Raw genomic sequence first — 23066 nt, 5'->3', positions numbered from 1 at the left:
TCCTTAACGACGGCCGCCAGCGCCACGGGGCGCGGGACCTTCCTGGAGTTCCGCTTGACGACGATCACGAGCAGCAGGATCGTGCTCCATGATTTCGCCTTTGAAGATCCAGGTTTTGATGCCGATGATGCCGTAAGGCGTCATTGCTTCGGCGTGGGCGTAGTCGATGTCAGCGCGCAGGGTGTGCAGCGGCACACGGCCTTCGCGATACCATTCGGTACGGGCGATTTCAGCACCACCAAGACGACCAGCAACATTCACACGGATGCCAAGGGCACCCATACGCATTGCGTTCTGCACGCCGCGCTTCATGGCACGACGGAAGGACACACGGCGCTCAAGTTGCTGAGCGATGGATTCTGCAACCAGGGCAGCGTCCAGCTCGGGCTTGCGAACTTCAACGATGTTGAGGTGCAGTTCCGAGTCAGTGATCTTGGCGATTTTCTTGCGCAGAGTTTCAATGTCTGCACCTTTCTTGCCAATGATCACACCGGGGCGCGCTGTGTGGATCGTCACGCGGCACTTTTTGTGCGGACGTTCGATGATCACACGGCTGATACCAGCCTGCTTGCATTCGGTTTTGATGAAGTCACGAATTTTCAGGTCTTCCATAAGAAGATCGCCGTAATCTTTCGTGTCTGCGTACCAGCGGCTGTCCCAGGTGCGGTTGACCTGAAGACGCATGCCAATTGGATTAACCTTCTGACCCATTACGCTTGCTCCTCAACTTGACGCACCTTGATGGTGAGTTCCGAGAACGGCTTGATGATTTTGCCGAAACGACCACGGGCACGAGGGCGACCGCGTTTCATGGTCAGGTTTTTACCGACATAAGCCTCGGCGACGATCAGTTCATCGACGTCCAGGTTGTGGTTGTTCTCGGCATTTGCGATGGCAGACTGAAGACATTTCTTCACGTCCTGAGCGATACGCTTGTTCGAGAAGGTCAGGTCCGTAAGGGCCTTTTCAACCTTCTTGCCGCGGATCATTCCAGCAACCAAGTTCAGTTTCTGCGGGGACGTACGGAGCATACGGGTTTTCGCCATAGCTTCGTTATCGGCCACGCGGCGGGGATTTTTATCCTTACCCATGGCTTACTTCCTCTTCGCTTTTTTATCAGCCGCGTGACCATAGTAGGTCCGTGTCGGAGAATATTCACCGAACTTTTGGCCAATCATGTCTTCGGTCACATTCACAGGGATGTGCTTGTGGCCGTTATAGACGCCAAAGGTCAGACCCACGAACTGGGGCAGAATGGTCGAACGACGCGACCAGATCTTGATGACCTCGTTTTTACCCGACTCGCGGGTTTTCTCGGCTTTTTTGAGGACGTAAGCGTCAACAAAAGGGCCTTTCCAGACAGAGCGTGCCATATTTAGCGACCCTTCTTCTTGGCGTGACGCGAGCGGACGATCAGCTTCGACGACGCCTTGTTCTTGTTGCGGGTGCGCGCACCCTTGGTCGGCTTGCCCCACGGGGTAACCGGGTGACGACCACCCGAGGTCCGGCCTTCACCACCACCATGGGGGTGGTCGATCGGGTTCATGACAACACCACGAACGCTGGGGCGGATGCCTTTGTGACGCATACGACCGGCTTTACCGTAGTTCTGGTTCGAGTTGTCGGGGTTCGACACGGCACCAACGGTGGCCATGCATTCCTGACGCACAAGGCGCAGTTCACCCGAGCTCAGACGGATCTGGGCGTAACCACCATCACGACCAACAAACTGAGCATATGTGCCGGCTGCACGGGCGATCTGGCCGCCTTTGCCCGGTTTCATCTCGATGTTGTGGACGATGGTACCAATCGGCATGCCCGAGAAGGGCATCGCGTTACCGGGTTTCACGTCGGCCTTGGCCGATGCGATGATCTGGTCGCCAACAGCCAAACGCTGCGGGGCCAGAATGTAAGCCTGTTCGCCGTCTTCGTATTTCACGAGTGCGATGAAGGCTGTGCGGTTGGGGTCGTATTCGATCCGCTCAACTGTTGCGGCGACGTCAAACTTGTTCCGTTTGAAGTCCACGATACGATAGAGACGCTTTGCACCACCACCACGGCGGCGCGACGTGATCCGTCCGGTATTGTTCCGACCACCCGATTTCGTAAGACCCTCTGTCAGGGACTTAACCGGGCGACCTTTCCAAAGCTCCGAACGGTCGATCAGAACCAGCCCACGCTGGCCTGGCGTCGTCGGTTTATACGACTTGAGTGCCATGCTTTCTGTCTTCCGTTGCTTTGAGGCAGTCACCTGCCTGTGTGTGAAGGGCCCCGAAGGTCCCCAAATTTCAAATATCAAGAGGCCCCAGAACGAATCCGAGGCCACGCGATTGGGGGGATGTATCAGGGAAGGTTAGGGGTGTCTAGTGGGCGCAAAGGACTTCGCTATCAGGCTTCAAGGCCAGCCAAGCACTGAGAACATACCATGCACTCAGTTCGCGCATCAAAAGATCATTTTTTCCCTTAAAGGTGAAATTTGCTCTTCTTTAAGGTGAAAAGTGCTCTAATCTTGGTTTTTTCGCCATATTGGTGTAATCTAGGTTTCACGTTAACCATTTTTATCACGATTACCTATTTCACAACAACATTCTGGAGGGGGATACCTTTTATGAAACGTAAATTACTTATTGCCGGACTTTTATATGGTCTCGCGGTTGGGGCAGCCAGTGCAGCTGTAATCGACTTTGAAGAAACACCAGCGGTCTCAGGTGCAACGCCAGTGACCTTGGGCGATGTAACATCGATGGGGTACTTGTTCGACTCCTCGACCAATCACACGCATTTCGCCAATAATTATGGCGGCGGCGACAGCGGCTCGACATTTTTTGGCTTCGATAACTTTGCAGGACTAAGCACCCTGACAATGTCGCGGGTCGATGGCCGATCCTTCAGCCTTGCTAGCCTAGATATAGGGGGGTGGTTCGAACCATCCACATCTGTGCAAATCGATGGCTATATGACCGGAGGCGGAGCGACTTCAGTGATTTTGGCACTGGGTGGTTTTTCGACTTACAATTTGGATTGGACTGGCCTCAGCAGCGTTGTTTTCAACTCTTTGGCTGGGTCAGGCGACCAATATATCGGTTTGGATAACATCCATGTCGCAGCAGTTCCTGTTCCGGCTGCCTTGCCCTTGATGGGCGGCGCGTTGGCCCTTTTGGGATTTGCAGGATGGCGGCGGAAGCGTGAAAACGCCGCATAACCTAGCTAATAGAAAAAACCTGAAACGGCCAGTGTGTAGCATTGGCCGTTTCTGTTTTTGTTACGAATTTCCCAAATAAAAGCAACTGCCATCTATCCCTTAGCCGCTACTCGTAAACAGAGCACAAACGCGGCGACGCTCAACAACCCCCTTCCCCTCTGCACCAAAATCCCCCATCCTCCCCAAAAGAAGTCTATGGGGACATTTGCGATGAAGAAGTTGAGTATTCTGTCTAGTGCGGTTGTGGTTTCACTGTCGGCCTGCGTCAGCTCGGAAGGTGTAAGCGGCAATACAAACACGCGGGCGATGGGTGCGGTGCCAGAGAACGTTCGCGCGATTGCAGCGCCGGGGCAAGACCTCAGCGATGTGCGGCTCAACAACACGGATGGCTGTTTTGTTTATCGCTATCAAGGCCCGGTCGAGACGACCTATCTGCCCCTACGCAATCGCAAAGGCCAGCCGATCTGCGCCAAGCGTGAAGAGACACCGGCAGCGTAACGTCCAGACGGCGCGCCTTAGCTGCGCGCCGTGATGCTTTCAGCCGGATAAAGATGTGCTGTGACGCCGGTTTCGACCTGATCATACAACCCGATGATATGCGCCATAACCATGCGCACGCAGCCCGAGCTTGCACGCCCACCAATGGAGCGTGGTGCGGGCGAGCCGTGGATGCGCAGATACGTATCGCGATTACCCTGGAACAGATAAAACGCGCGCGAACCCAGCGGATTGCGCGGTCCACCATCCATGCCATCCTCTAGCGGTCCATAGACCTTTGGGTCACGTGCCACCATCTCTTTGGTTGGGATCCAAGTTGGCCACTTGGCCTTGCGGCGGATCGTGTAATTTCCCGGCTCATACAAATTCCCACGTGCAATCGCCACGCCATAGCGCATGGCCGTGCCGTTGTCCCGGATGTGGTAAAGATAGCGCGCGACGGCATCGACGTGAATGTCACCCGGCTTGAGTCCGGAATTTGCCTGCACGAGTTTCGGAAGGAAACGCGGATGCAGACCCCACGGGTTTGATGTGCTGGGGTCGTAGTTTGCCGGCGTCACCTGCGCGTCATACGCCGCCCATCTTGAGCTGTCTGACACCGGGCGCCGTTTGGTTTTCGTCGGCGCAGGCGCAGCTGCCGGTGTAGGCGTAGGTGTCGTATCCTGTGCCCAGACTGGTGTGGCAATAGGCGCCGAAAACATCGCGGCAGACGTGATTACAAAATGGCGTCGGGTCAACATTATTACAAACCTCATTTCCAGATGAGCAGATCATCGAACCGTTCCAATTTATTCATGTGGGCGCGAATCGCGAGTCAATTTCCGGTGTGCGGAGTAAAGCGACCTAAAAACGTGACCGAATAACCCCATTGGTTAAGCATGCGATGGCATCGTTGCGGGGCGGAGCAGACATCGCTTCGTTGGGCTAGCAAGGTCCGCTCTCAGCCAGCCCACCAGAAACCAACCGCCTTTAATCCCGCTATTGACCGGGTCGCTCTGTAAGGTGCGAAGCCTAGCTTGTCCTGGCATTGTTCAGGTACGCATGGACGGCAAAGATCGCACCCGATATCCAGAGAATTGGCCCGGCACTCCCATCCACCCATCCAATATGACCAGGCACCTGAAGAAACAGGACCTGACCCATGTCGGCGGAACTTATGAGCGCGAGGTTGAACCAGAAACCGAGTTTGCTATTTCTCCAGTTCAGCAAAACAGCAACGGCGATCCCCAGAAGACCAATCCAGATCAGGTTCCATGCATGCTGGCTGTAGATGGCACCGGCAATATCATAAATTTCAGCAGGAAATGAACTGGCGGGCACGTCGGTTCCGCTGAAGCGTGACAGAATAAAGGCGGCGCCAGTTCCCAAGAGATTGTAAAGAAGAAATGCCCCTCCTGCTGCGTGCAAGATGCCCCATAGTACCCAAATAACGGTTGCGATTTTGTGGCTATGTTTCACGTGGTTCTCCTTTCAGTTCCCCCTGTTACTGAGCTTCGGCTGTCGCCCATCTGCCCAGTCACGGTAGTTGTTGCTATCAATCACTATTTAATTGATAATGGCAATCTTTGTGGATATCAACTAGATATGGAGACTGACCTCGAAACCGACCCCAAGACATCCATTCACAAGAGCCTAGGCTACTGGGTTAGCCTGCTGTCGCGCACCATGGAGGCGGAGTTCAGTCGCCACCTGGCACCCCATGGATTGACGCGCATGTCGTATGCCGTACTTGCTGCCATGGCGTTTGGTGGCCACGTGACCCCGTCAGGCATCGCCGATTCAATAGGTGTGGACAGGGCTGCTGTGACACGGCTGCTCGACAAGCTCGAAGCTCAAGAGTTGATTGCCCGAGCCCGAGATAAAAGAGACAGGCGGTCGATCGTCTTGCAAGTTCTGCCTCGCGGCGAGGCACTTGCGAAGGAGATGCAGGAATGCTCGCGCGCCGTGAACGCCAACTTCACCGAAGCGCTTACACGCGATGAAGTTGATCGATTTGTCGAACTGGCAAAAGCAATGCTACAAGACACCAGGGTACGGCCCAAGAACCTCTGAGTTGTAGGTGCGACATTCCAACAAACATCATTCATGCACTCCGCAGCTTTGGGTTGCCTGGGATCAAAGCAAACAGTCGCCCAAAAAATGAAAAAGCCCCCACCGTTCGGCAGGGGCTTTTCTGTTTCTCAATTCAGCCTGACGATCAGAGACCGGTGGTCACGTCGATCGTGTTGCCCTCTTCCAGGGTTACATAGGCTTTCTTGACGTCTTTACGCTTGCCCAACTGGCCGCGGAAGCGTTTGACTTTACCCTTTGTGATGGTGGTGTTGACGGCTTTCACCTTCACACCAAACAGGGTTTCAACAGCTTCTTTGATCTGCGGCTTGTTGGATTCCATAGCCACTTCGAAAACAACTGCGCCATTTTCTGACGCCATGGTTGCTTTTTCAGTGATAAGCGGCTTGCGGATCACGTCATAGAGTGCAGCTTTATCGGTCATTTCAGGCGAGCCTCCAGAGCTTCGACACCAGCTTTGGTGAGCACAAGTGTGTCACGCTTCAGGATGTCATAGACGTTGGCGCCCATCGACGGCAGGATATCCAGGCCTTCGATGTTACGAGCGGCTTTGGCGAACATTTCGTTCACTTCTGCACCGTCGATAACCAGAGCGCGTTTCCAGCCCAGGTCCTTGACTGCCTTCGCCAGAACAGCGGTTTTGCCGTTGGCGTCAGCCGTATCGATCACAACCAGTTCGCCAGCTTGCGCTTTGGCGGACAGGGCGTGCTTCAGACCCAGTTTGCGGAACTTCTTGGTCAGGTCGTGGCCATGGCTGCGAACAACCGGACCCTTATAGACACCACCACCGCGGAAGATCGGAGCCGAACGTGCGCCGTGGCGTGCGCCACCGGTGCCTTTTTGGCGATAGATCTTCTTGGTCGAGTATTTGACCTCGGACCGCGTTTTCACCTTGTGGGTACCGGCTTGTGCGTTGTTACGCTGCCAGCGGACCACGCGGTGCAGAATGTCGGCGCGCGGTTCAAGGCCAAACAGGGCCTCGTCCAGCTCGACCGAACCGGCTTTTTTGCCGTCCAGTTTGATTACGTCAAATTTCATGCTTCACCACCTTCCGCGGCTACTTCTTCCGCAGGTGCTTCCGTTGCAGCAGTTGCAGCCGATTTCAGCGCCGCCGGGAACGGAACGTTCTCGGGAAGCTTTTTCTTCACGGCGTCTTTTACGGTGACCCAGCCACCTTTCGAGCCGGGGACTGCGCCCTTAATGAACACCAAGCCACGATCGGCATCGGTCTTCACGACTTCCAGGTTTTGCGTGGTCACACGAACCGAACCCATGTGTCCGGCCATTTTCTTGCCTTTGAACACGCGACCGGGGTCTTGACACTGACCTGTCGAACCGTGCGAACGGTGGCTGATCGACACACCGTGCGTGGCACGCAGGCCGCCAAAGTTGTGGCGCTTCATAGCACCGGCAAAACCTTTACCAATCGAGGTACCGGCTACGTCAACTTTTTGGCCTTCCAGAAAGTGCTCAGCCGACAGCTCTTCGCCAACGGCGATCAGAGCGTCTTCCGACACGCGGAATTCCACAAGCTTACGCTTCGGTGCCACTTTCGCAGCGGCAAAGTAGCCGCGCATAGGCTTCGACGTGCGTTTTGCCTTGGCTTCGCCAGCGCCGAGCTGAACAGCCGTATAGCCGTCTTTCTCAGCGGTGCGGTTGGCCACGACCTGCAGGTTGTCCATTTGAAGAACGGTCACAGGGATCTGCTTTCCGTCTTCCATGAAAAGCCGGGTCATGCCGACTTTCTTTGCGATAATACCAGAGCGCATCTGTGATACCCTCCTTAGACCGAAATCTGAACGTCAACGCCAGCAGCCAGGTCGAGCTTCATCAGCGCGTCCACGGTCTGTGGTGTCGGGTCGACGATGTCGAGCAGACGCTTGTGCGTGCGGATCTCGAACTGGTCGCGGGATTTCTTGTCAACGTGAGGACCACGGAGAACCGTGAACTTCTCGATCTTGTTCGGCAGCGGGATGGGGCCGCGAACGTTTGCACCGGTCCGTTTGGCAGTGTTGACGATCTCTTGTGTGGAGGCATCCAGCACACGATAGTCAAACGCCTTAAGACGGATACGAATGTTTTGACTTGTCATAGCATTCGCCCTTTCAGGCAGAGAGTTGATAGGACGACAGGAAGCTCATTCCCCCTGCCCTCGTCGAACCCCAAGGAAAACGAAAAGCGGGACCGAATCCCGCTTGGCCGCTTCCTTAGCGAACTCGCGCGTCTTACAGGGGTTTGAGGGGGGGTGGCAAGGGGGAATGTTGGGAAATGGGTCAATGGCTGCTTCGCACGCACGGCAGACTGGAACCCCAATTTGTGGTAATGTGCTGGGCAGGGAGGTAATGACATGTTCGACATAGATAGATTTGTATCTGACTGCTGTGATGCAGTAGAAAACGACCCAACCCACAAATCGGCTGCGGAGGTAGTGCGGCGGGCAATGGCTGAACCTTCAAAAGTCCTCGACGCTATCGGAGAACCGGCCGAGCCAGGGATCACGCCGTTGTATCAATCTTCAAAATTGACTATTTTAAGCCTCGCTTGGAAGCCATCCACGACGATACCGCCTCACAACCACGAAATGTGGGCGGTCATTGGTATTTTGGGGGGGCGTGAGGATAACATATTCTGGCGCCGCATTAAGGACCATCCAGACGGGCTCATCGAGGCGGCTGGCGCCCAGGCTCTTTCGACTGGCGATGTTTGCCCTTTGGGCGAAGATATCATCCATTCCGTCACCAACCCAATTCCACGGCTAACCGCGGCGTTGCACGTCTACGGTGGAGACTTCTTCGAAGCGGAAAGAAGCGAATGGGAGGCCGAAGGGTTGACGGAACACCAGCTCGATATCGAAACAGTGCGCGCACGTTTTTCGAAATAGCTTCCTGTAATTCCTAATGTACTCCACCTTCCCGTGGCATCGACACAGGTTCGAAACTGCGCTTCCCATTACCTAGCGCCTCAAGAAGCAAAGGGCCGCTCGATTGAGCGGCCCTTCTTCATCTTCTATCTATCAGGCTCTCGGCAGATTTGGCGTCGCTGCCAAATCGCCGGTCGCTGTAAGAACGCTAGGCGTTCTTACTCGATGATCTTCGACACAACGCCCGAGCCAACGGTGCGGCCGCCTTCGCGGATCGCGAAGCGCAGGCCGTCTTCCATCGCGATCGGCGCGATCAGCTCAACGCCGAACTTCAGGTTGTCGCCCGGCATAACCATCTCGGTGCCCGACGGCAGCTCAACAGTCCCGGTCACGTCGGTCGTGCGGAAGTAGAACTGAGGACGGTAGTTCGCGAAGAACGGCGTGTGACGGCCACCCTCTTCCTTGGTCAGGATATAGACCTCGGCTTCGAACTTCGTGTGCGGGTTCACCGAACCTGGCTTACACAGAACCTGGCCACGCTCAACCGCTTCACGGTCGATGCCGCGCAGCAGAACGCCAACGTTGTCGCCTGCTTCACCGCGATCCAGCAGCTTGCGGAACATTTCAACGCCGGTACAGGTCGTTTTCTGGGTCGCCTTGATGCCAACGATTTCAATCTCGTCGCCAACATTCACAACGCCACGCTCAATACGACCGGTGACAACCGTACCGCGGCCCGAGATCGAGAACACGTCTTCGATCGGCAGCAGGAACGCGCCGTCAACAGGACGGGCCGGGGTCGGGATGAACTCGTCCACAGCCGCCATCAGCTTGCGGATCGACTCTTCGCCAATGTTTTCGTCACGGCCTTCCAGAGCGGCCAGAGCCGAACCCGGAATGACAGGGATGTCGTCGCCAGGGTAACCGTATTCGGTCAGAAGCTCACGGATCTCCATCTCAACCAGCTCAAGAAGCTCGTCGTCGTCAACCTGATCAACCTTGTTCATGTAGACAACCATGGTCGGGATACCAACCTGGCGGCCCAGCAGAATGTGCTCGCGGGTCTGCGGCATCGGGCCGTCAGCAGCGTTCACAACCAGGATCGCGCCGTCCATCTGCGCCGCACCGGTGATCATGTTCTTCACATAGTCAGCGTGGCCGGGGCAGTCGACGTGGGCGTAGTGACGCGCGTCGGTCTCATACTCAACATGCGCCGTCGAGATCGTGATCCCGCGGGCTTTCTCTTCCGGCGCGCCGTCAATCTGATCATACGCTTTGAAATCGCCAAAATACTTGGTGATCGCTGCCGTCAAGGTCGTCTTGCCGTGGTCAACGTGGCCAATCGTGCCAATGTTGACGTGCGGTTTGTTACGCGCAAACTTTTCCTTAGCCATGGTGGCCTCCTATTAATCTATGCACCGGGCAAGAAGATCCCCTGCCCGGCATTTTCAGTTAGGCGAATTTCGCCTGAATTTCGTCCGAGATGTTCTGCGGAACCGGATCGTAATGCGAGAACTGCATCGTGAACTGCGCGCGGCCCGAAGACATGGAGCGCAATGTGTTGATGTAGCCAAACATGTTTGCCAGCGGCACGTTTGCGTCAATTGCAATCGCGTTGCCGCGTGGCTCTTGACCCGAAACTTGACCGCGACGCGAAGTCAGATCGCCGATGATGCCACCGGTGTACTCTTCTGGCGTGATCACTTCCACACTCATGATCGGCTCAAGCAATTTGGCACCAGCCAAACGCATACCTTCGCGCATGCACATACGGCCTGCGATTTCAAAGGCCAGAACCGACGAGTCAACATCATGGAACTTACCGTCGATCAGGGCAACTTTGAAGTCGATCACGGGGAAGCCAGCCAAGGGGCCGCTATCCATAACCGACTTGATGCCTTTTTCAACGCCGGGGATGTATTCCTTCGGAACGGCACCACCAACGATGCGGCTTTCGAAAGAAAACCCTTCGCCAGCTTCGGTCGGAGAGATGATCATCTTCACCTCGGCGTACTGACCCGAACCACCCGACTGTTTCTTGTGGGTGTAGGTGTGCTCGACTTCTTTCGAAATCGTCTCACGATACGCAACCTGAGGGGCACCGATGTTGGCTTCCACTTTGAATTCACGCTTCAGACGATCCACCAGAATGTCCAGATGAAGTTCGCCCATGCCCTTCATGATGGTCTGACCGCTTTCGATGTCAGTTTCCACACGGAAGGATGGGTCTTCAGCTGCCAGACGGGCCAGACCTTGCGACATTTTCTCTTGGTCAGCCTTTGTTTTCGGCTCAACCGCGATCTCGATCACCGGATCCGGGAAGGTCATGGTTTCCAGAACCACCGGGTCGTTGACGGCGCAAAGCGTGTCACCTGTGGTGGTGTCTTTCAGACCTGCCAGCGCGATAATGTCGCCCGCGAACGCTTCCGTGATTTCTTCACGCTCGTTCGAGTGCATCATCATCATCCGACCAACGCGTTCTTTCTTACCTTTGGTCGAGTTCAAGAGCGTATCGCCCTTGTTCAGGACACCCGAGTAGATGCGGGTAAAGGTCAGCGAGCCGACAAATGGGTCGTTCATGATTTTGAACGCCAGGCCGGAGAACGCCATTTCATCGTCCGCACGACGCGGGATGTTACGGGTTTCGGTTTCATCACCGGGCTTGAAGCCCATGTAATCAACAACGTCCATCGGGCTGGGCAGATAGTCGACCACTGCGTTGAGCAGCGGCTGAACACCTTTGTTCTTGAAGGCCGAACCACCAAGAACCGGAACGAAATGCAGAGCCAGCGTGCCTTTACGCAGCAGTTTGCGCAGTGTCGGCACGTCAGGCTCGTTGCCTTCCAGGTATTCCATCATGGCGTCGTCGTCTTCTTCGACGGCGGCTTCGACCATTTTGCCACGCCATTCGTCAGCCATGTCTTTCAGGCTGTCGCGAATGTCGGTTTGGATCCAAGATGCACCAAGGTCTTCACCCTGCCACAGCCACTCTTTCATGGTGACCAGATCGATCAGGCCTTCCAGTTCGGTTTCTGCACCGATTGGGATACCAACCGGAACAGCGCGTGCGCCGGTACGGTCTTCGATCATGCGAACGCAGTTAAAGAAGTCAGCGCCGATTTTGTCCATCTTGTTGATGAACACCATACGCGGAACTTTATAACGGTCAGCTTGACGCCACACAGTTTCGGTTTGGGGTTCAACACCAGCGTTGGCATCCAAAACACAAACAGCACCATCAAGTACCGCCAGCGAACGCTCAACTTCAATTGTGAAGTCAACGTGGCCGGGGGTGTCGATGATGTTCATGCGGTGCTTTTTGCTGTCCGCAGTAACGCCATCTTCAGTGCGTTCCCAGAATGTGGTTGTCGCAGCCGAAGTAATGGTGATCCCACGTTCCTGTTCCTGCTCCATCCAGTCCATGGTGGCCGCACCATCGTGCACCTCACCAATGTTGTGGGATTTGCCAGTATAGAACAGGATGCGCTCCGAGCAGGTCGTTTTACCTGCATCGATATGCGCAATAATACCGAAGTTACGATATCGTTCGAGTGGATAGTCGCGAGCCATGGTTTTCTTCCTTCCTTGGCGTTACCAGCGATAATGGCTGAACGCTTTGTTAGCGTCGGCCATTTTATGGGTGTCTTCGCGTTTCTTGACGGCAGTACCGCGCGAGTTCACAGCATCCAGAAGTTCACCGGCAAGGCGCTCTTCCATGGTGTTCTCGTTGCGCGAACGGGCAGCCTTGATCAGCCAGCGGATTGCCAAGGCTTCGCGACGCTCAGGGCGCACTTCGACCGGAACCTGGTAGGTGGCACCACCAACACGACGCGAACGAACCTCGACAGTCGGTTTGATGTTGTCCAGCGCTTCGTGGAACACTTCCACTGGCGCACGCTTGATTTTGTCTTCAACGCGATCCAGTGCGTTATAGACAATTGTTTCTGCGACCGACTTCTTACCGTCGATCATCAGGTTGTTCATGAATTTGCTCAGCACGCGATCGCCAAATTTGGCGTCGGGCAGGATTTCGCGCTTTTCAGCAGCGTGACGACGAGACATTCCGAGATCTCCTTACTTCGGACGCTTGGCGCCGTATTTCGAACGGCGTTGCTTACGGTCTTTGACGCCCTGAGTATCCAGAACACCGCGAAGGATGTGGTAACGCACACCCGGAAGGTCTTTTACACGACCGCCACGGATCAGAACCACCGAGTGCTCCTGAAGGTTGTGACTTTCGCCGCCGATATAGCTGATGACCTCGAAACCATTGGTCAGGCGCACTTTGGCAACCTTACGCATGGCCGAGTTCGGCTTTTTCGGTGTTGTTGTATAAACGCGCGTGCAAACGCCACGTTTCTGCGGGCAGGACTCCAGGTGCATAGACTTGGAGCGTTTTACTTTAGGCTGGCGCGGTTTGCGGATCAGCTGTTGAATCGTTGGCATAGGGCTCTTTTCCCGTTTCTCAACACATGTGTTTGCACGAGTGTCCCCGTGCGGTTTGCATTTCCTCGCTCAGCACGTCTGCAAAGCGAAAATCCGCGACCGCTTCCATTCCGAGGCAAGCGACGCGGTTGGTTCACAGAGGATCAGTGCTTCGAAGTAGCGCCGACCTTGATCCCTCAATTCTGATTGTGCCGGAAGTATCCCGGCTGGATGGGGCGCGTATATGAGGAGTCGCCCGCCCTGTCAACTGCTGGCCAAGACATTACAACGTCAGCTGGCTGATATGGTATTAAGGCAATGCAGGCGCTCTTGAACGCCGCGCGAGCTGCCGTTCCCGAACCAATGTGAACAGGCCTGTTGCGACCACGATGACCGCCCCCGCAAAGGTCATGGCATCCGGCCATTCACCAAAGGCGACCAACCCGATAAGAAGCGCCCAGATCAGCCCGGTGTATCTGAAGGGTGCGACAAAGCCGATGTCACCCACCCGCATAACCATCACTGCAAAAAGATAACCAAGGAAGATAAACACAGCCGACAGAAGCAAAAGCCCCCAATTTTTTGGTGAGACCGGCGCCCACTCGACGCCCAGCGACGCGCAGCCAAAGACGAATGTGATCATTACAGCCGCTACCAGAGCCACCGTCATGGACGGCGTGTCGCGCGACATCTTGCGCACCACGAGGTCACGAAAGGTGATGAATCCAACAGCGAACAACGCGTAAACAGACCACGCTGTGAACCCGTCACCACCAGGTTTGACAATCAGGATCACGCCGAGGAAGCCGACCAGAATGGCAAGCAGTCGACGCCATCCCAGCGGTTCGCCCAGAAACACCCAGGCCGCCAAGGCAATTGTCAGCGGCAGCGCTTGCAAAACGGCTGTTACGTTGGCAATCGGCATGTTGAACAGGGCGCTTAGAAAGCAATAGGTGGCGCCCATCTCGGCAAGAGACCGCAAGAACATCAGTTTCCATTCACGCGCGCCAAGCCGGAATGTCAGCTTGCGAAGGGCCAAGCCCAGACCAAACAGCAGGATGCATGTCACTATACCGCGCAGAAAGACCACCTGTGACAGCGGAAGGTCCCCCGACATTGCTTTCAAACAGGCGTCGTTGAACGTATAGCCCGCCATCGAGCCAGACATCAGCGCAGCGCCTTTCATGTTGTCTGAAACTGGCATCAAGTTAACTGTCTCTTATCTTTAAAAAATGCGTGCTTGGTCGTTCAAATTGGTCAACACCACAGTCTGGACACTAGTCAAAGAGATATGGGTCAGGCAAATGAAAAGCCCCGCCAGATGGCGGGGCTTTCTAACATTGCTTTGCGGTCGATCAGGGTTGTTCTGATCCGCCGAACTCTGGCGTTTCGACCAACCCGCTGTCGTCCTCGGTCACGTCTCCGAAAACATCATCGGCAGGTGCAGCAAGTGCCGCTGCCTTTTCAGCTTCGGCACGCGCTTCTTCAATGACCTTCAGATCACGCGCATGAGCGACCTGACGCACACGTTGGGTTGCCCCACCAGTACCCGCCGGGATCAAGCGCCCAACGATGACGTTTTCCTTAAGGCCAACCAGTTTGTCGCGCTTACCTTGGACAGACGCCTCGGTCAGTACGCGGGTTGTCTCTTGGAACGATGCCGCCGAGATGAACGACCGTGTCTGCAACGAAGCCTTGGTGATCCCCAGCAGGATCGGCTCACCCGAAGCCAGACGACGACCTTCGGCAGCTGCTTTTTCATTTGCAGCTTCGAACTCAGCCTTGTCGACATGCTCGCCTTTCAGAAGCGTTGTTTCGCCAGAGTCCAAAATCTCCCACTTTTGCAGCATCTGGCGAACGATCACCTCGATGTGCTTGTCGTTGATCTTAACACCTTGCAGGCGATAGACGTCCTGAACCTCGTCGATCATGTAGTCAGCCAGCGCTTCGACACCCATGATGGACAGGATGTCATGTGGCGCGGGGTTGCCGTCCATGAGGTATTCGCCCTTCTGGATGAAGTCACCTTCCGCAACCGGAATGTGCTTGCCCTTTGGCACCATGTATTCGACGGGCTCCATGCTTTCATCGGCCGGCTCGATCGAGATGCGACGCTTGTTCTTGTAATCGCGGCCAAAGCGCACGTAACCATCGATTTCGGCGATGATCGCGTGATCTTTCGGACGACGGGCTTCGAACAATTCGGCCACTCGCGGCAGACCACCGGTGATGTCCTTGGTCTTGGCGCCTTCACGCGGGATCCGCGCGATAACGTCACCAGCCTGAACATTCGACCCTTCTTCGATCGACAGAATGGCATCAACCGACATGGTATAGGTCACAGGGTTACCAGCGTCATTGCGCACAGGCTCGCCATCTTCACCAACCAGGATCACCTCGGGCTTCAGTTCATTGCCTTTCGGGGCTGAACGCCAGTCCGTGACGATCTTCTGGGTCATGCCAGTTGCATCATCGGTTTCGTCACGGACAGAGATGCCGCTGATCAGATCAACGAATTTAACCGTCCCGTCTTTCTCGGCGATCATTGGCAGAGTGTAGGGATCCCATTCAAACAGTTTGTCGCCACGACCCACTTTTGCGCCGTCTTTGACGTGCAGTTTGGTGCCATAGCCCAGTTTGAATGTGGCACGCTCCGCGCCATTCTCGTCGATGATTGCCAGCACCGTGTTACGGCCCATGACAACAATTTCACCATCGCGGTTTTCCAGAACGCTTGCATTGCGGTATTCGACCTTACCGCCCTGGCTTGCTTCTTGGAACGACTGCTGACCACCTTGCGCAACACCGCCGATGTGGAAAGTCCGCATCGTCAACTGTGTGCCAGGTTCACCGATCGACTGCGCCGCAATAATGCCAACGGCTTCGCCAGTGTTTACACGCGTACCGCGCGCAAGGTCACGACCATAACAGTTGGCGCACACGCCTTCTTCGGCTTCACAGGTCAGCGGGCTGCGCATACGCACAGTTGCAACGCCCGAGTTCTCGATCTCGTCCGCTTTACGCTCGTCGATCAGTTCGTTCTTGGCGACGATCACCTCTTCGGTGCCAGGAACCAGAACGTCCTCGGCGGCCACGCGGCCCAGAACACGTTCGCCCAGCGACGCAACAACTTCACCGTCATTGACCGCTGCTTCTGCAGTGATCGAATTCTCGGTGCCACAATCGACCATACGGACGATGCAGTCCTGTGCCACGTCAACCAGACGACGTGTCAGATAACCCGAGTTCGCGGTTTTCAGAGCAGTATCCGACAGACCCTTACGGGCACCGTGGGTCGAGTTGAAGTACTCAAGCACGGTCAGACCTTCTTTAAAGTTCGAGATGATCGGCGTTTCGATAATCTCGCCCGAAGGTTTCGCCATCAGGCCACGCATGCCGCCCAGCTGTTTCATCTGAGTGACAGAACCACGCGCACCGGAGTGGGCCATCATATAGACCGAGTTCGGTTCCGCTTCGGCCCCGTTCTCGTCACGCTTGGAAGACGAGATCGTGTCCATCATGGCGTCAGTGACTTTGTCGTTACACTTCGACCAAGCATCAACCACTTTGTTGTACTTCTCGCCCAGTGTGATCAGGCCGTCCATATACTGCTGTTCGAACCCTTTCACCTGATCGCGGGTTTCGTCCACGATCGGCCATTTGCTGTCCGGGATAACCATGTCATCCTTGCCGAACGAGATGCCAGCCTTGAACGCTTCTTTGAAGCCCACAGACATGATCTGGTCACAGAAGATGACGCTCTCTTTCTGACCGCAATACCGATAAACGGTGTCGATGACCTGCTGCACCTCTTTCTTCCGCAGAAGACGGTTCACCAGTTCAAACGGCGCTTTCGCATTCAGCGGCAGAAGGGCACCCAAACGAATACGACCCGGCGTGGTGTCGAAGCGAACCGTCACTTCGTTACCTTCCTCGTCGATCTGCTTCATTCGGGCCTGAATCTTGGCGTGCAGATGCACTTCGCCAGCGTCCAGCGCGTGCTGTACTTCGTCAACGTCAGCGAAGGCCATACCTTCACCCTTCATGCCTTCACGTTCCATCGAGATGTAGTAAAGACCCAGGATCATATCCTGCGACGGAACGATAATCGGCGCGCCGTTTGCTGGCGACAGAACGTTGTTCGTCGACATCATCAGAACACGTGCTTCCAGCTGGGCTTCCAACGAGAGCGGCACGTGAACAGCCATTTGGTCACCGTCAAAGTCGGCGTTAAAGGCCGAACAAACGAGCGGATGCAGCTGGATGGCTTTCCCTTCGATCAGAACCGGTTCGAACGCCTGAATGCCAAGACGGTGCAACGTCGGTGCACGGTTCAGCATGACGGGGTGTTCGCGGATCACTTCGTCCAGGATGTCCCAAACTTCGGGACGCTCTTTTTCCACCAGTTTCTTGGCTTGCTTCACCGTGGAAGACAGGCCTTTGGCTTCGAGGCGCGAGTAGATGAAGGGCTTGAATAGCTCCAGAGCCATCTTTTTCGGCAGACCACATTGGTGCAACTTCAACTCGGGGCCAGTCACAATGACCGAACGACCCGAGAAGTCGACGCGTTTACCCAAAAGGTTCTGACGGAAGCGACCTTGCTTACCTTTCAGCATGTCGCTGAGCGACTTCAGCGGGCGCTTGTTGGCCCCCGTGATGACGCGGCCACGACGGCCGTTGTCAAACAGAGCGTCAACCGACTCTTGCAGCATCCGCTTTTCGTTGCGGACGATGATGTCAGGTGCACGCAGTTCGATCAGACGCTTCAGACGGTTGTTCCGGTTGATCACGCGGCGATACAGATCGTTCAGATCCGAGGTCGCGAAACGACCACCATCCAGCGGCACCAGCGGGCGCAACTCGGGCGGGATAACCGGGATAACGGTCATGATCATCCATTCCGGGCGGTTGCCCGATTCAATGAACGATTCAACGATCTTCAGACGCTTGATAATCTTCTTGGGTTTCAACTCGCCCGTCGCTTCGGCCAGATCAGCACGCAGCTGTTCGGCTTCGGCTTCAAGATCAATCGCCGACAGCATTTCACGGATGGCTTCAGCACCAATGTTGGCGGTGAAGGCGTCCATGCCGAAGGTGTCTTGGGCGTCCATAAACTCTTCTTCGGTCATCAACTGACCGTAGGTGAGGTCCGTCAGGCCCGGTTCGATCACAACGTAGTTTTCGAAATAGAGGATACGTTCCAGATCACGAAGCGTCATGTCCAGCATCAGGCCGATGCGCGATGGCAGCGACTTCAGGAACCAGATGTGAGCGACAGGGGCTGCCAGCTCGATATGGCCCATACGCTCGCGGCGTACTTTCTGAAGGGTAACTTCCACACCACATTTCTCGCAGACAACGCCGCGATACTTCATGCGCTTATATTTACCGCACAGGCATTCGTAGTCTTTGACGGGGCCAAAGATACGGGCACAGAACAGACCGTCGCGTTCGGGTTTGAACGTGCGGTAGTTGATGGTCTCGGGCTTCTTGATCTCGCCGTACGACCACGAAAGAATCCGTTCCGGGCTGGCCAGCGACACTTTGATTTCATCAAAGGTTTTTGGGGCCGCCAGCGGGTTGAACGGGTTTGTTGTCAGTTCCTGGTTCATTTTGCGTTCCTTACATCAGAGGATTGGGTGGGAGGGGTAAGGCGAGCGCCTTACTCCTCGCCCTCCGCATCCAGGAGTTCCATGTTAAGGCCGAGGCCGCGGACTTCTTTGACAAGCACGTTGAACGATTCCGGCACGCCGGCTTCGAAATTGTCCTCGCCTTTGACGATGCTTTCATAGACTTTCGTCCGTCCGGCAACGTCATCCGATTTGACCGTGAGCATTTCCTGCAGCGTGTAGGCAGCGCCATACGCTTCAAGGGCCCAGACCTCCATCTCACCGAAGCGCTGACCACCGAACTGCGCCTTACCACCCAGCGGCTGCTGAGTAACAAGCGAGTACGGACCGGTCGACCGCGCGTGGATTTTATCGTCCACAAGGTGGTGCAGTTTCAGCAGGTATTTCACACCCACCGTCACTTTGCGCGAGAACTGCTCGCCCGTGCGACCATCAAACAGCACCGATTGGCCCGAAGTGTCGAAACCCGCGCGGGTCAACGCGTCGTTTACGTCAGCCTCTTTCGCGCCGTCAAAGACGGGCGTTGCGATCGGCACACCGCGGGTCACGTTGCCAGCGGCATCGACCAGCGTGTCTTCGTCCATGCCGGCAATGCCTTCTTCATAGACATCGTCGCCATAAGCGATGCGCATCGCTTCGCGAACCGGGGTCAGATCGCCAGAACGGCGGTATTCACCCAGCGCGTCGTCGATGTTCAGACCCAGACCGCGCGCGGCCCAACCCATGTGGGTTTCAAGAATCTGACCAACGTTCATACGCGACGGCACACCTAGTGGGTTCAGGCAGAAGTCGACCGGGGTACCATCCGCAAGGAACGGCATGTCTTCCATCGGTACAACCTTGGAAATAACACCTTTGTTCCCGTGACGACCGGCCATCTTGTCACCCGGCTGAAGCTTGCGCTTCACGGCGACGAAGACTTTGACCATCTTCATGACGCCCGGCGGCAGATCGTCGCCACGACGGACTTTTTCCACTTTGTCTTCAAAACGAGCATCGAGCGCACGTTTCTGTGCTTCGAACTGGTCGTTCAGGGCTTCGACGATCTTGGCATCATCTTCGTCTTCCAGCGCAAGCTGCCACCACTGGCCGCGGCTCAGGCTTTCCAGAAGCTCGTCATTGATTTTCGATCCGGCTTTGACGCCTTTCGGCCCCTTCACCGCAACCTTGCCTTCGATCATGCTGCGCAGGCGCGCATAGATGTTGCGCTCCAGAATGTGCAGCTCGTCGTCGCGGTCACGGGCAAGGCTTTCGACCTCTTCCCGTTCGATCTGCAGGGCACGTTCGTCTTTTTCCACACCGTGGCGGTTAAAGACGCGCACTTCGACAACCGTGCCGAAGTCGCCCGGCTTTACACGCAGCGAGGTGTCACGAACGTCCGATGCTTTTTCACCGAAGATGGCGCGCAGAAGTTTTTCTTCCGGCGTCATCGGGCTTTCGCCCTTCGGTGTGATCTTACCAACCAGAATATCGCCCGGCTCTACATCCGCACCGATGTAAACGATGCCAGCCTCGTCGAGGTTGCGCAGCGCTTCTTCACCGACGTTTGGAATGTCGCGAGTGATTTCCTCCGGCCCAAGCTTCGTGTCACGGGCCGCAACTTCGAATTCTTCGATGTGCACCGAAGTGAAAACGTCGTCACGCGCGATGCGCTCGGAAATCAGGATCGAGTCTTCGTAGTTGTAGCCATTCCAAGGCATAAACGCGACGACCACGTTTTTACCCAAAGCCAATTCACCCATATCCGTAGACGGACCATCGGCAATGACTTCATCTTTCGATACCTGTTGACCCACTTTCACCAGCGGACGCTGGTTGATGCAGGTGTTCTGGTTCGACCGCTGGAACTTGCGCAGACGATAGATGTCGACGCCAGCGTCACCCAGACCAAGGTCTTCGGTTGCACGCACAACGATACGTGTCGCGTCAACCTGGTCGATGACGCCGCCACGCTTGGCCTGAATGGCCGCGCCAGAGTCGATGGCAACCTTGCCTTCGATACCGGTGCCGACAAAAGGCGCCTCGGCGCGCAGAAGCGGAACCGCCTGACGTTGCATGTTCGAGCCCATCAAGGCACGGTTAGCATCGTCGTTTTCAAGGAACGGGATCAGCGACGCAGCAACCGAGACCAGCTGCTTGGGCGACACGTCGATCAGGTCAACGCTTTCGCGCTGCGCCATCGTGTATTCGCCCGACTTACGAGTGTTCACCAGATCGTTCTCGAACCGACCGTTTTCGTCCAGATGTGCGTTGGCCTGAGCCACCGTGTGGCGCATTTCTTCCGTCGCGGACATGTAGTTCACTTCGTCCGTGACCTTGCCATCCACAACTTTACGATAGGGCGTTTCGATGAAGCCGTATTTATTGACGCGGGCAAAAGTGGCCAGCGAGTTGATCAGACCGATGTTCGGTCCTTCCGGCGTTTCAATCGGACACATGCGACCATAGTGGGTCGGATGCACGTCGCGCACCTCAAAACCAGCACGTTCACGGGTCAGACCACCCGGCCCAAGCGCCGAAAGGCGGCGTTTGTGGGTGACTTCCGACAACGGGTTTGTTTGGTCCATGAACTGCGACAGCTGTGAAGAGCCGAAGAATTCACGGACAGCCGCCGCAGCCGGCTTGGCGTTGATCAGGTCTTGCGGCATCACGGTGTCGATCTCGACCGACGACATACGCTCCTTGATCGCGCGCTCCATTCGCAGAAGGCCAACACGGTACTGGTTTTCCATCAGTTCGCCAACCGAACGCACACGACGATTGCCCAGATGGTCAATGTCGTCGATGTCGCCCTTGCCGTCCCGCAACAAAACCAGCGCTTTGATACAAGCGACAATGTCCTCGCGACGCAACGTGCGCTGGGTGTCCTCGGCGTCCAGATCCAGACGCATGTTCATTTTCACACGACCTACAGCGGACAGGTCATAGCGCTCTGAATCGAAGAACAGCGTGTCGAACAGGGCCGACGCTGCTTCGACGGTGGGCGGCTCGCCCGGACGCATGACGCGGTAGATGTCCATGAGAGCGGTGTCGCGGCCCATGTTTTTGTCTGCCGCCATCGTGTTGCGGATGTAGGGGCCAACATTGACGTTGTCGATATCGAGAACCGGAATATCGGTGATGCCCGCATCCATCAGTTCTTTCAGCGAACCGCCGATCAGTTCGCCGTCTTTGTCATGCTCCAGCGTCAGCTCATCGCCAGCTTCAACATAGATTGCACCGGTGTCTTCGTTGATGATGTCTTTGGCAACATAGCGGCCAATGATCGCATCAAACGGCACCAGCAGCTCGATGGTTTTACCATCTTCCATCAGCTTCTTAACGGCGCGCGGTGTGATCTTCTTGCCGGCTTCGGCAATAACTTCACCAGTCTTGGCGTTCACCAGATCACGCGTCGGGCGTGTACCCGCAACACGCTCGGGGAAGAACTTGGTAACCCAACCCTTGTTCTTCTTCAGTTTGTACTGAACCGTATCATAGTAAGCATCCATGATGCTTTCCTGATCCAGACCAAGCGCATACAATAGCGTGGTCACAGGTAGTTTGCGGCGACGGTCGATGCGCGCAAAGACGATGTCTTTGGCGTCAAATTCAAAGTCCAGCCACGAGCCACGATATGGAATGATGCGGCAGGCGAACAAAAGTTTGCCTGACGAGTGCGTCTTGCCCTTATCATGATCAAAGAACACACCGGGCGACCGGTGCATCTGGGACACGATCACACGCTCGGTGCCGTTCACGACAAAGGTGCCGTTCGGCGTCATCAGGGGCATGTCGCCCATGAACACGTCTTGTTCTTTGATATCTTTGACCGACTTCGCGCCAGTATCTTCATCAATATCAAATACGATCAGGCGAAGCGTCACTTTCAGCGGTGCTGAATATGTCAGATCGCGCTGCTGACACTCTTCGACATCAAATTTCGGCTCTTCCAGTTCGTATTTTACGAACTCCAGAATTGCTGTTTCATTGAAATCCTTGATCGGGAAAACCGATTGGAAAACCGCATTGATGCCTTCGCCATCCATCGGCTCGAGCTGATCGCCCGAGTTCAGGAAAAGATCATATGAACTTTTTTGAACCTCAATCAGGTTCGGCATCTCAAGCACTTCACGGATTTTACCGTAGTACTTACGCAAGCGTTTCTGGCCAAGATAGGACTGCGCCATAAGGTAATTACCTTTCATTTCTCAACTGATGCGCCAACCGTTGGGTCACCGGCGACGCCTCGTCCGAGAGAGGGGGTTCGGACCAATTCCCGAAAGCCATCCCAAAGGCTTCCTCCCGATCCAGTGAACCTTTCCTTGGAAAGAGCCCGCATTGACGCGCAGGCCCTCTCCAAGACAGGTTCGGCTGGACCCGGATTTCTCCGGACCCAGCC

At 55.6% G+C, this 23066-nt stretch carries 21 protein-coding genes; 4 read left to right on the top strand and 17 right to left on the bottom strand.

Translation table 11 applies throughout. The features are described 5' to 3' along the window. Nucleotides 1-3: 3 nt before the first annotated feature. Genes rpsC through rplB form a run of 4 tightly spaced genes read right to left on the bottom strand, consistent with a single transcriptional unit; the run spans nucleotide 4 to nucleotide 2218 of the window. Entirely contained in the window at nucleotides 4-711 is a 708-nt protein-coding gene (rpsC, locus tag K3556_RS02275) for a 30S ribosomal protein S3 (protein ID WP_260518113.1), read from the bottom strand. After that, the gene (rplV, locus tag K3556_RS02270) at nucleotides 711-1091 is read right to left on the bottom strand and encodes a 50S ribosomal protein L22 (protein ID WP_260518112.1); all 381 of its coding nucleotides are present in this window, start codon (nucleotides 1089-1091) and stop codon (nucleotides 711-713) included. The genes rpsC and rplV overlap by 1 nt, the downstream gene beginning before the upstream one ends. Nucleotides 1092-1094: 3 nt before the next feature. After that, a complete protein-coding gene (gene rpsS, locus K3556_RS02265) occupies nucleotides 1095-1373 on the bottom strand; it encodes a 30S ribosomal protein S19 (protein ID WP_246928015.1) in 279 nt (92 codons plus the stop codon). 2 nt (nucleotides 1374-1375) lie between these two features. Continuing rightward, on the bottom strand, nucleotides 1376-2218 hold the full coding sequence (gene rplB, locus K3556_RS02260; protein WP_260518111.1) for a 50S ribosomal protein L2: 843 nt from the start codon (nucleotides 2216-2218) through the stop codon (nucleotides 1376-1378). A 258-nt stretch (nucleotides 2219-2476) separates the two neighbouring features. On the opposite strand from rplB, the gene K3556_RS02255 reads away from it, so the two are divergent. Next, complete coding sequence (locus K3556_RS02255) at nucleotides 2477-3202, top strand: PEP-CTERM sorting domain-containing protein (RefSeq protein ID WP_260518110.1); 726 nt, start codon at nucleotides 2477-2479, stop codon at nucleotides 3200-3202. A 210-nt stretch (nucleotides 3203-3412) separates the two neighbouring features. Beyond that, a complete protein-coding gene (locus tag K3556_RS02250; protein ID WP_260518109.1) occupies nucleotides 3413-3700 on the top strand; it encodes a hypothetical protein in 288 nt (95 codons plus the stop codon). Between the two features lie 17 nt (nucleotides 3701-3717). Here K3556_RS02250 and K3556_RS02245 read toward each other — a convergent pair whose 3' ends face one another. Both K3556_RS02245 and K3556_RS02240 read right to left on the bottom strand, forming a co-directional pair. Further along, nucleotides 3718-4440, bottom strand: a complete 723-nt coding sequence (locus tag K3556_RS02245) for a L,D-transpeptidase (RefSeq protein ID WP_260519157.1) — start codon at nucleotides 4438-4440, stop codon at nucleotides 3718-3720. A gap of 271 nt (nucleotides 4441-4711) precedes the next feature. Further along, nucleotides 4712-5158 carry a hypothetical protein gene (locus K3556_RS02240; RefSeq protein WP_260518108.1) on the bottom strand — a complete coding sequence of 149 codons (447 nt, stop codon included), beginning with the start codon at nucleotides 5156-5158 and terminating at the stop codon, nucleotides 4712-4714. A 126-nt stretch (nucleotides 5159-5284) separates the two neighbouring features. Between K3556_RS02240 and K3556_RS02235 the strand changes: the two genes are divergently transcribed. Beyond that, nucleotides 5285-5752 (top strand): MarR family winged helix-turn-helix transcriptional regulator, encoded by a 468-nt coding sequence (locus tag K3556_RS02235; RefSeq protein ID WP_260518107.1) that lies wholly within the window; start codon nucleotides 5285-5287, stop codon nucleotides 5750-5752. A gap of 145 nt (nucleotides 5753-5897) precedes the next feature. Here K3556_RS02235 and K3556_RS02230 read toward each other — a convergent pair whose 3' ends face one another. Genes K3556_RS02230 through rpsJ form a run of 4 tightly spaced genes read right to left on the bottom strand, consistent with a single transcriptional unit; the run spans nucleotide 5898 to nucleotide 7862 of the window. After that, the gene (locus tag K3556_RS02230; protein WP_260518106.1) at nucleotides 5898-6194 is read right to left on the bottom strand and encodes a 50S ribosomal protein L23; all 297 of its coding nucleotides are present in this window, start codon (nucleotides 6192-6194) and stop codon (nucleotides 5898-5900) included. Then, nucleotides 6191-6808: a 50S ribosomal protein L4 gene (rplD, locus tag K3556_RS02225; protein WP_260518105.1), complete on the bottom strand. Its 618-nt coding sequence runs from the start codon at nucleotides 6806-6808 to the stop codon at nucleotides 6191-6193. The genes K3556_RS02230 and rplD overlap by 4 nt, the downstream gene beginning before the upstream one ends. Beyond that, nucleotides 6805-7539 (bottom strand): 50S ribosomal protein L3, encoded by a 735-nt coding sequence (gene rplC / locus K3556_RS02220; RefSeq protein ID WP_260518104.1) that lies wholly within the window; start codon nucleotides 7537-7539, stop codon nucleotides 6805-6807. Before rplC ends, rplD begins: the two co-directional genes overlap by 4 nt. Nucleotides 7540-7553: 14 nt before the next feature. After that, a complete protein-coding gene (rpsJ, locus tag K3556_RS02215; RefSeq protein ID WP_091428130.1) occupies nucleotides 7554-7862 on the bottom strand; it encodes a 30S ribosomal protein S10 in 309 nt (102 codons plus the stop codon). A 255-nt stretch (nucleotides 7863-8117) separates the two neighbouring features. Between rpsJ and K3556_RS02210 the strand changes: the two genes are divergently transcribed. Then, the gene (locus K3556_RS02210; RefSeq protein WP_260518103.1) at nucleotides 8118-8651 is read left to right on the top strand and encodes a hypothetical protein; all 534 of its coding nucleotides are present in this window, start codon (nucleotides 8118-8120) and stop codon (nucleotides 8649-8651) included. A 197-nt stretch (nucleotides 8652-8848) separates the two neighbouring features. Here K3556_RS02210 and tuf read toward each other — a convergent pair whose 3' ends face one another. The 7 genes from tuf to rpoB all read right to left on the bottom strand — a co-directional run bounded on the left by tuf (nucleotide 8849) and on the right by rpoB (nucleotide 22854). Continuing rightward, on the bottom strand, nucleotides 8849-10024 hold the full coding sequence (tuf, locus tag K3556_RS02205; protein WP_260518088.1) for an elongation factor Tu: 1176 nt from the start codon (nucleotides 10022-10024) through the stop codon (nucleotides 8849-8851). A 58-nt stretch (nucleotides 10025-10082) separates the two neighbouring features. Continuing rightward, nucleotides 10083-12200 carry an elongation factor G gene (fusA, locus tag K3556_RS02200; RefSeq protein ID WP_260518102.1) on the bottom strand — a complete coding sequence of 706 codons (2118 nt, stop codon included), beginning with the start codon at nucleotides 12198-12200 and terminating at the stop codon, nucleotides 10083-10085. A 21-nt stretch (nucleotides 12201-12221) separates the two neighbouring features. Further along, nucleotides 12222-12692: a 30S ribosomal protein S7 gene (rpsG, locus tag K3556_RS02195; RefSeq protein ID WP_260518101.1), complete on the bottom strand. Its 471-nt coding sequence runs from the start codon at nucleotides 12690-12692 to the stop codon at nucleotides 12222-12224. A gap of 12 nt (nucleotides 12693-12704) precedes the next feature. After that, complete coding sequence (rpsL, locus tag K3556_RS02190) at nucleotides 12705-13076, bottom strand: 30S ribosomal protein S12 (protein ID WP_248370378.1); 372 nt, start codon at nucleotides 13074-13076, stop codon at nucleotides 12705-12707. Between the two features lie 289 nt (nucleotides 13077-13365). Continuing rightward, nucleotides 13366-14259 (bottom strand): DMT family transporter, encoded by an 894-nt coding sequence (locus K3556_RS02185; protein WP_260518100.1) that lies wholly within the window; start codon nucleotides 14257-14259, stop codon nucleotides 13366-13368. Nucleotides 14260-14410: 151 nt separating this feature from the next. Beyond that, nucleotides 14411-18667: a DNA-directed RNA polymerase subunit beta' gene (gene rpoC, locus K3556_RS02180; RefSeq protein ID WP_260518099.1), complete on the bottom strand. Its 4257-nt coding sequence runs from the start codon at nucleotides 18665-18667 to the stop codon at nucleotides 14411-14413. A 50-nt stretch (nucleotides 18668-18717) separates the two neighbouring features. Further along, nucleotides 18718-22854, bottom strand: coding sequence for a DNA-directed RNA polymerase subunit beta (rpoB, locus tag K3556_RS02175; protein WP_260519156.1), 4137 nt, complete (start codon nucleotides 22852-22854; stop codon nucleotides 18718-18720). Nucleotides 22855-23066: the final 212 nt, after the last annotated feature.

This window comes from Aliiroseovarius sp. M344 (genome assembly GCF_025140835.1).
Classification (GTDB): domain Bacteria; phylum Pseudomonadota; class Alphaproteobacteria; order Rhodobacterales; family Rhodobacteraceae; genus Aliiroseovarius.
This window is presented reverse-complemented; position numbering and strand designations above follow the sequence as displayed.

Excerpts from the sequence above, each read along its gene's own strand:
- rpsC (WP_260518113.1), bottom strand. The coding sequence starts at position 711 with ATGGGTCAGAAGGTTAATCCAATTGGCATGCGTCTTCAGGTCAACCGC.
- rplV (WP_260518112.1), bottom strand. The coding sequence starts at position 1,091 with ATGGGTAAGGATAAAAATCCCCGCCGCGTGGCCGATAACGAAGCTATG.
- rpsS (WP_246928015.1), bottom strand. The coding sequence starts at position 1,373 with ATGGCACGCTCTGTCTGGAAAGGCCCTTTTGTTGACGCTTACGTCCTC.
- rplB (WP_260518111.1), bottom strand. The coding sequence starts at position 2,218 with ATGGCACTCAAGTCGTATAAACCGACGACGCCAGGCCAGCGTGGGCTG.
- K3556_RS02250 (WP_260518109.1), top strand. The coding sequence starts at position 3,413 with ATGAAGAAGTTGAGTATTCTGTCTAGTGCGGTTGTGGTTTCACTGTCG.
- K3556_RS02245 (WP_260519157.1), bottom strand. The coding sequence starts at position 4,440 with ATGTTGACCCGACGCCATTTTGTAATCACGTCTGCCGCGATGTTTTCG.
- K3556_RS02235 (WP_260518107.1), top strand. The coding sequence starts at position 5,285 with ATGGAGACTGACCTCGAAACCGACCCCAAGACATCCATTCACAAGAGC.
- K3556_RS02230 (WP_260518106.1), bottom strand. The coding sequence starts at position 6,194 with ATGACCGATAAAGCTGCACTCTATGACGTGATCCGCAAGCCGCTTATC.
- rplD (WP_260518105.1), bottom strand. The coding sequence starts at position 6,808 with ATGAAATTTGACGTAATCAAACTGGACGGCAAAAAAGCCGGTTCGGTC.
- rplC (WP_260518104.1), bottom strand. The coding sequence starts at position 7,539 with ATGCGCTCTGGTATTATCGCAAAGAAAGTCGGCATGACCCGGCTTTTC.
- rpsJ (WP_091428130.1), bottom strand. The coding sequence starts at position 7,862 with ATGACAAGTCAAAACATTCGTATCCGTCTTAAGGCGTTTGACTATCGT.
- K3556_RS02210 (WP_260518103.1), top strand. The coding sequence starts at position 8,118 with ATGTTCGACATAGATAGATTTGTATCTGACTGCTGTGATGCAGTAGAA.
- tuf (WP_260518088.1), bottom strand. The coding sequence starts at position 10,024 with ATGGCTAAGGAAAAGTTTGCGCGTAACAAACCGCACGTCAACATTGGC.
- fusA (WP_260518102.1), bottom strand. The coding sequence starts at position 12,200 with ATGGCTCGCGACTATCCACTCGAACGATATCGTAACTTCGGTATTATT.
- rpsG (WP_260518101.1), bottom strand. The coding sequence starts at position 12,692 with ATGTCTCGTCGTCACGCTGCTGAAAAGCGCGAAATCCTGCCCGACGCC.
- rpsL (WP_248370378.1), bottom strand. The coding sequence starts at position 13,076 with ATGCCAACGATTCAACAGCTGATCCGCAAACCGCGCCAGCCTAAAGTA.
- K3556_RS02185 (WP_260518100.1), bottom strand. The coding sequence starts at position 14,259 with ATGCCAGTTTCAGACAACATGAAAGGCGCTGCGCTGATGTCTGGCTCG.
- rpoC (WP_260518099.1), bottom strand. The coding sequence starts at position 18,667 with ATGAACCAGGAACTGACAACAAACCCGTTCAACCCGCTGGCGGCCCCA.
- rpoB (WP_260519156.1), bottom strand. The coding sequence starts at position 22,854 with ATGGCGCAGTCCTATCTTGGCCAGAAACGCTTGCGTAAGTACTACGGT.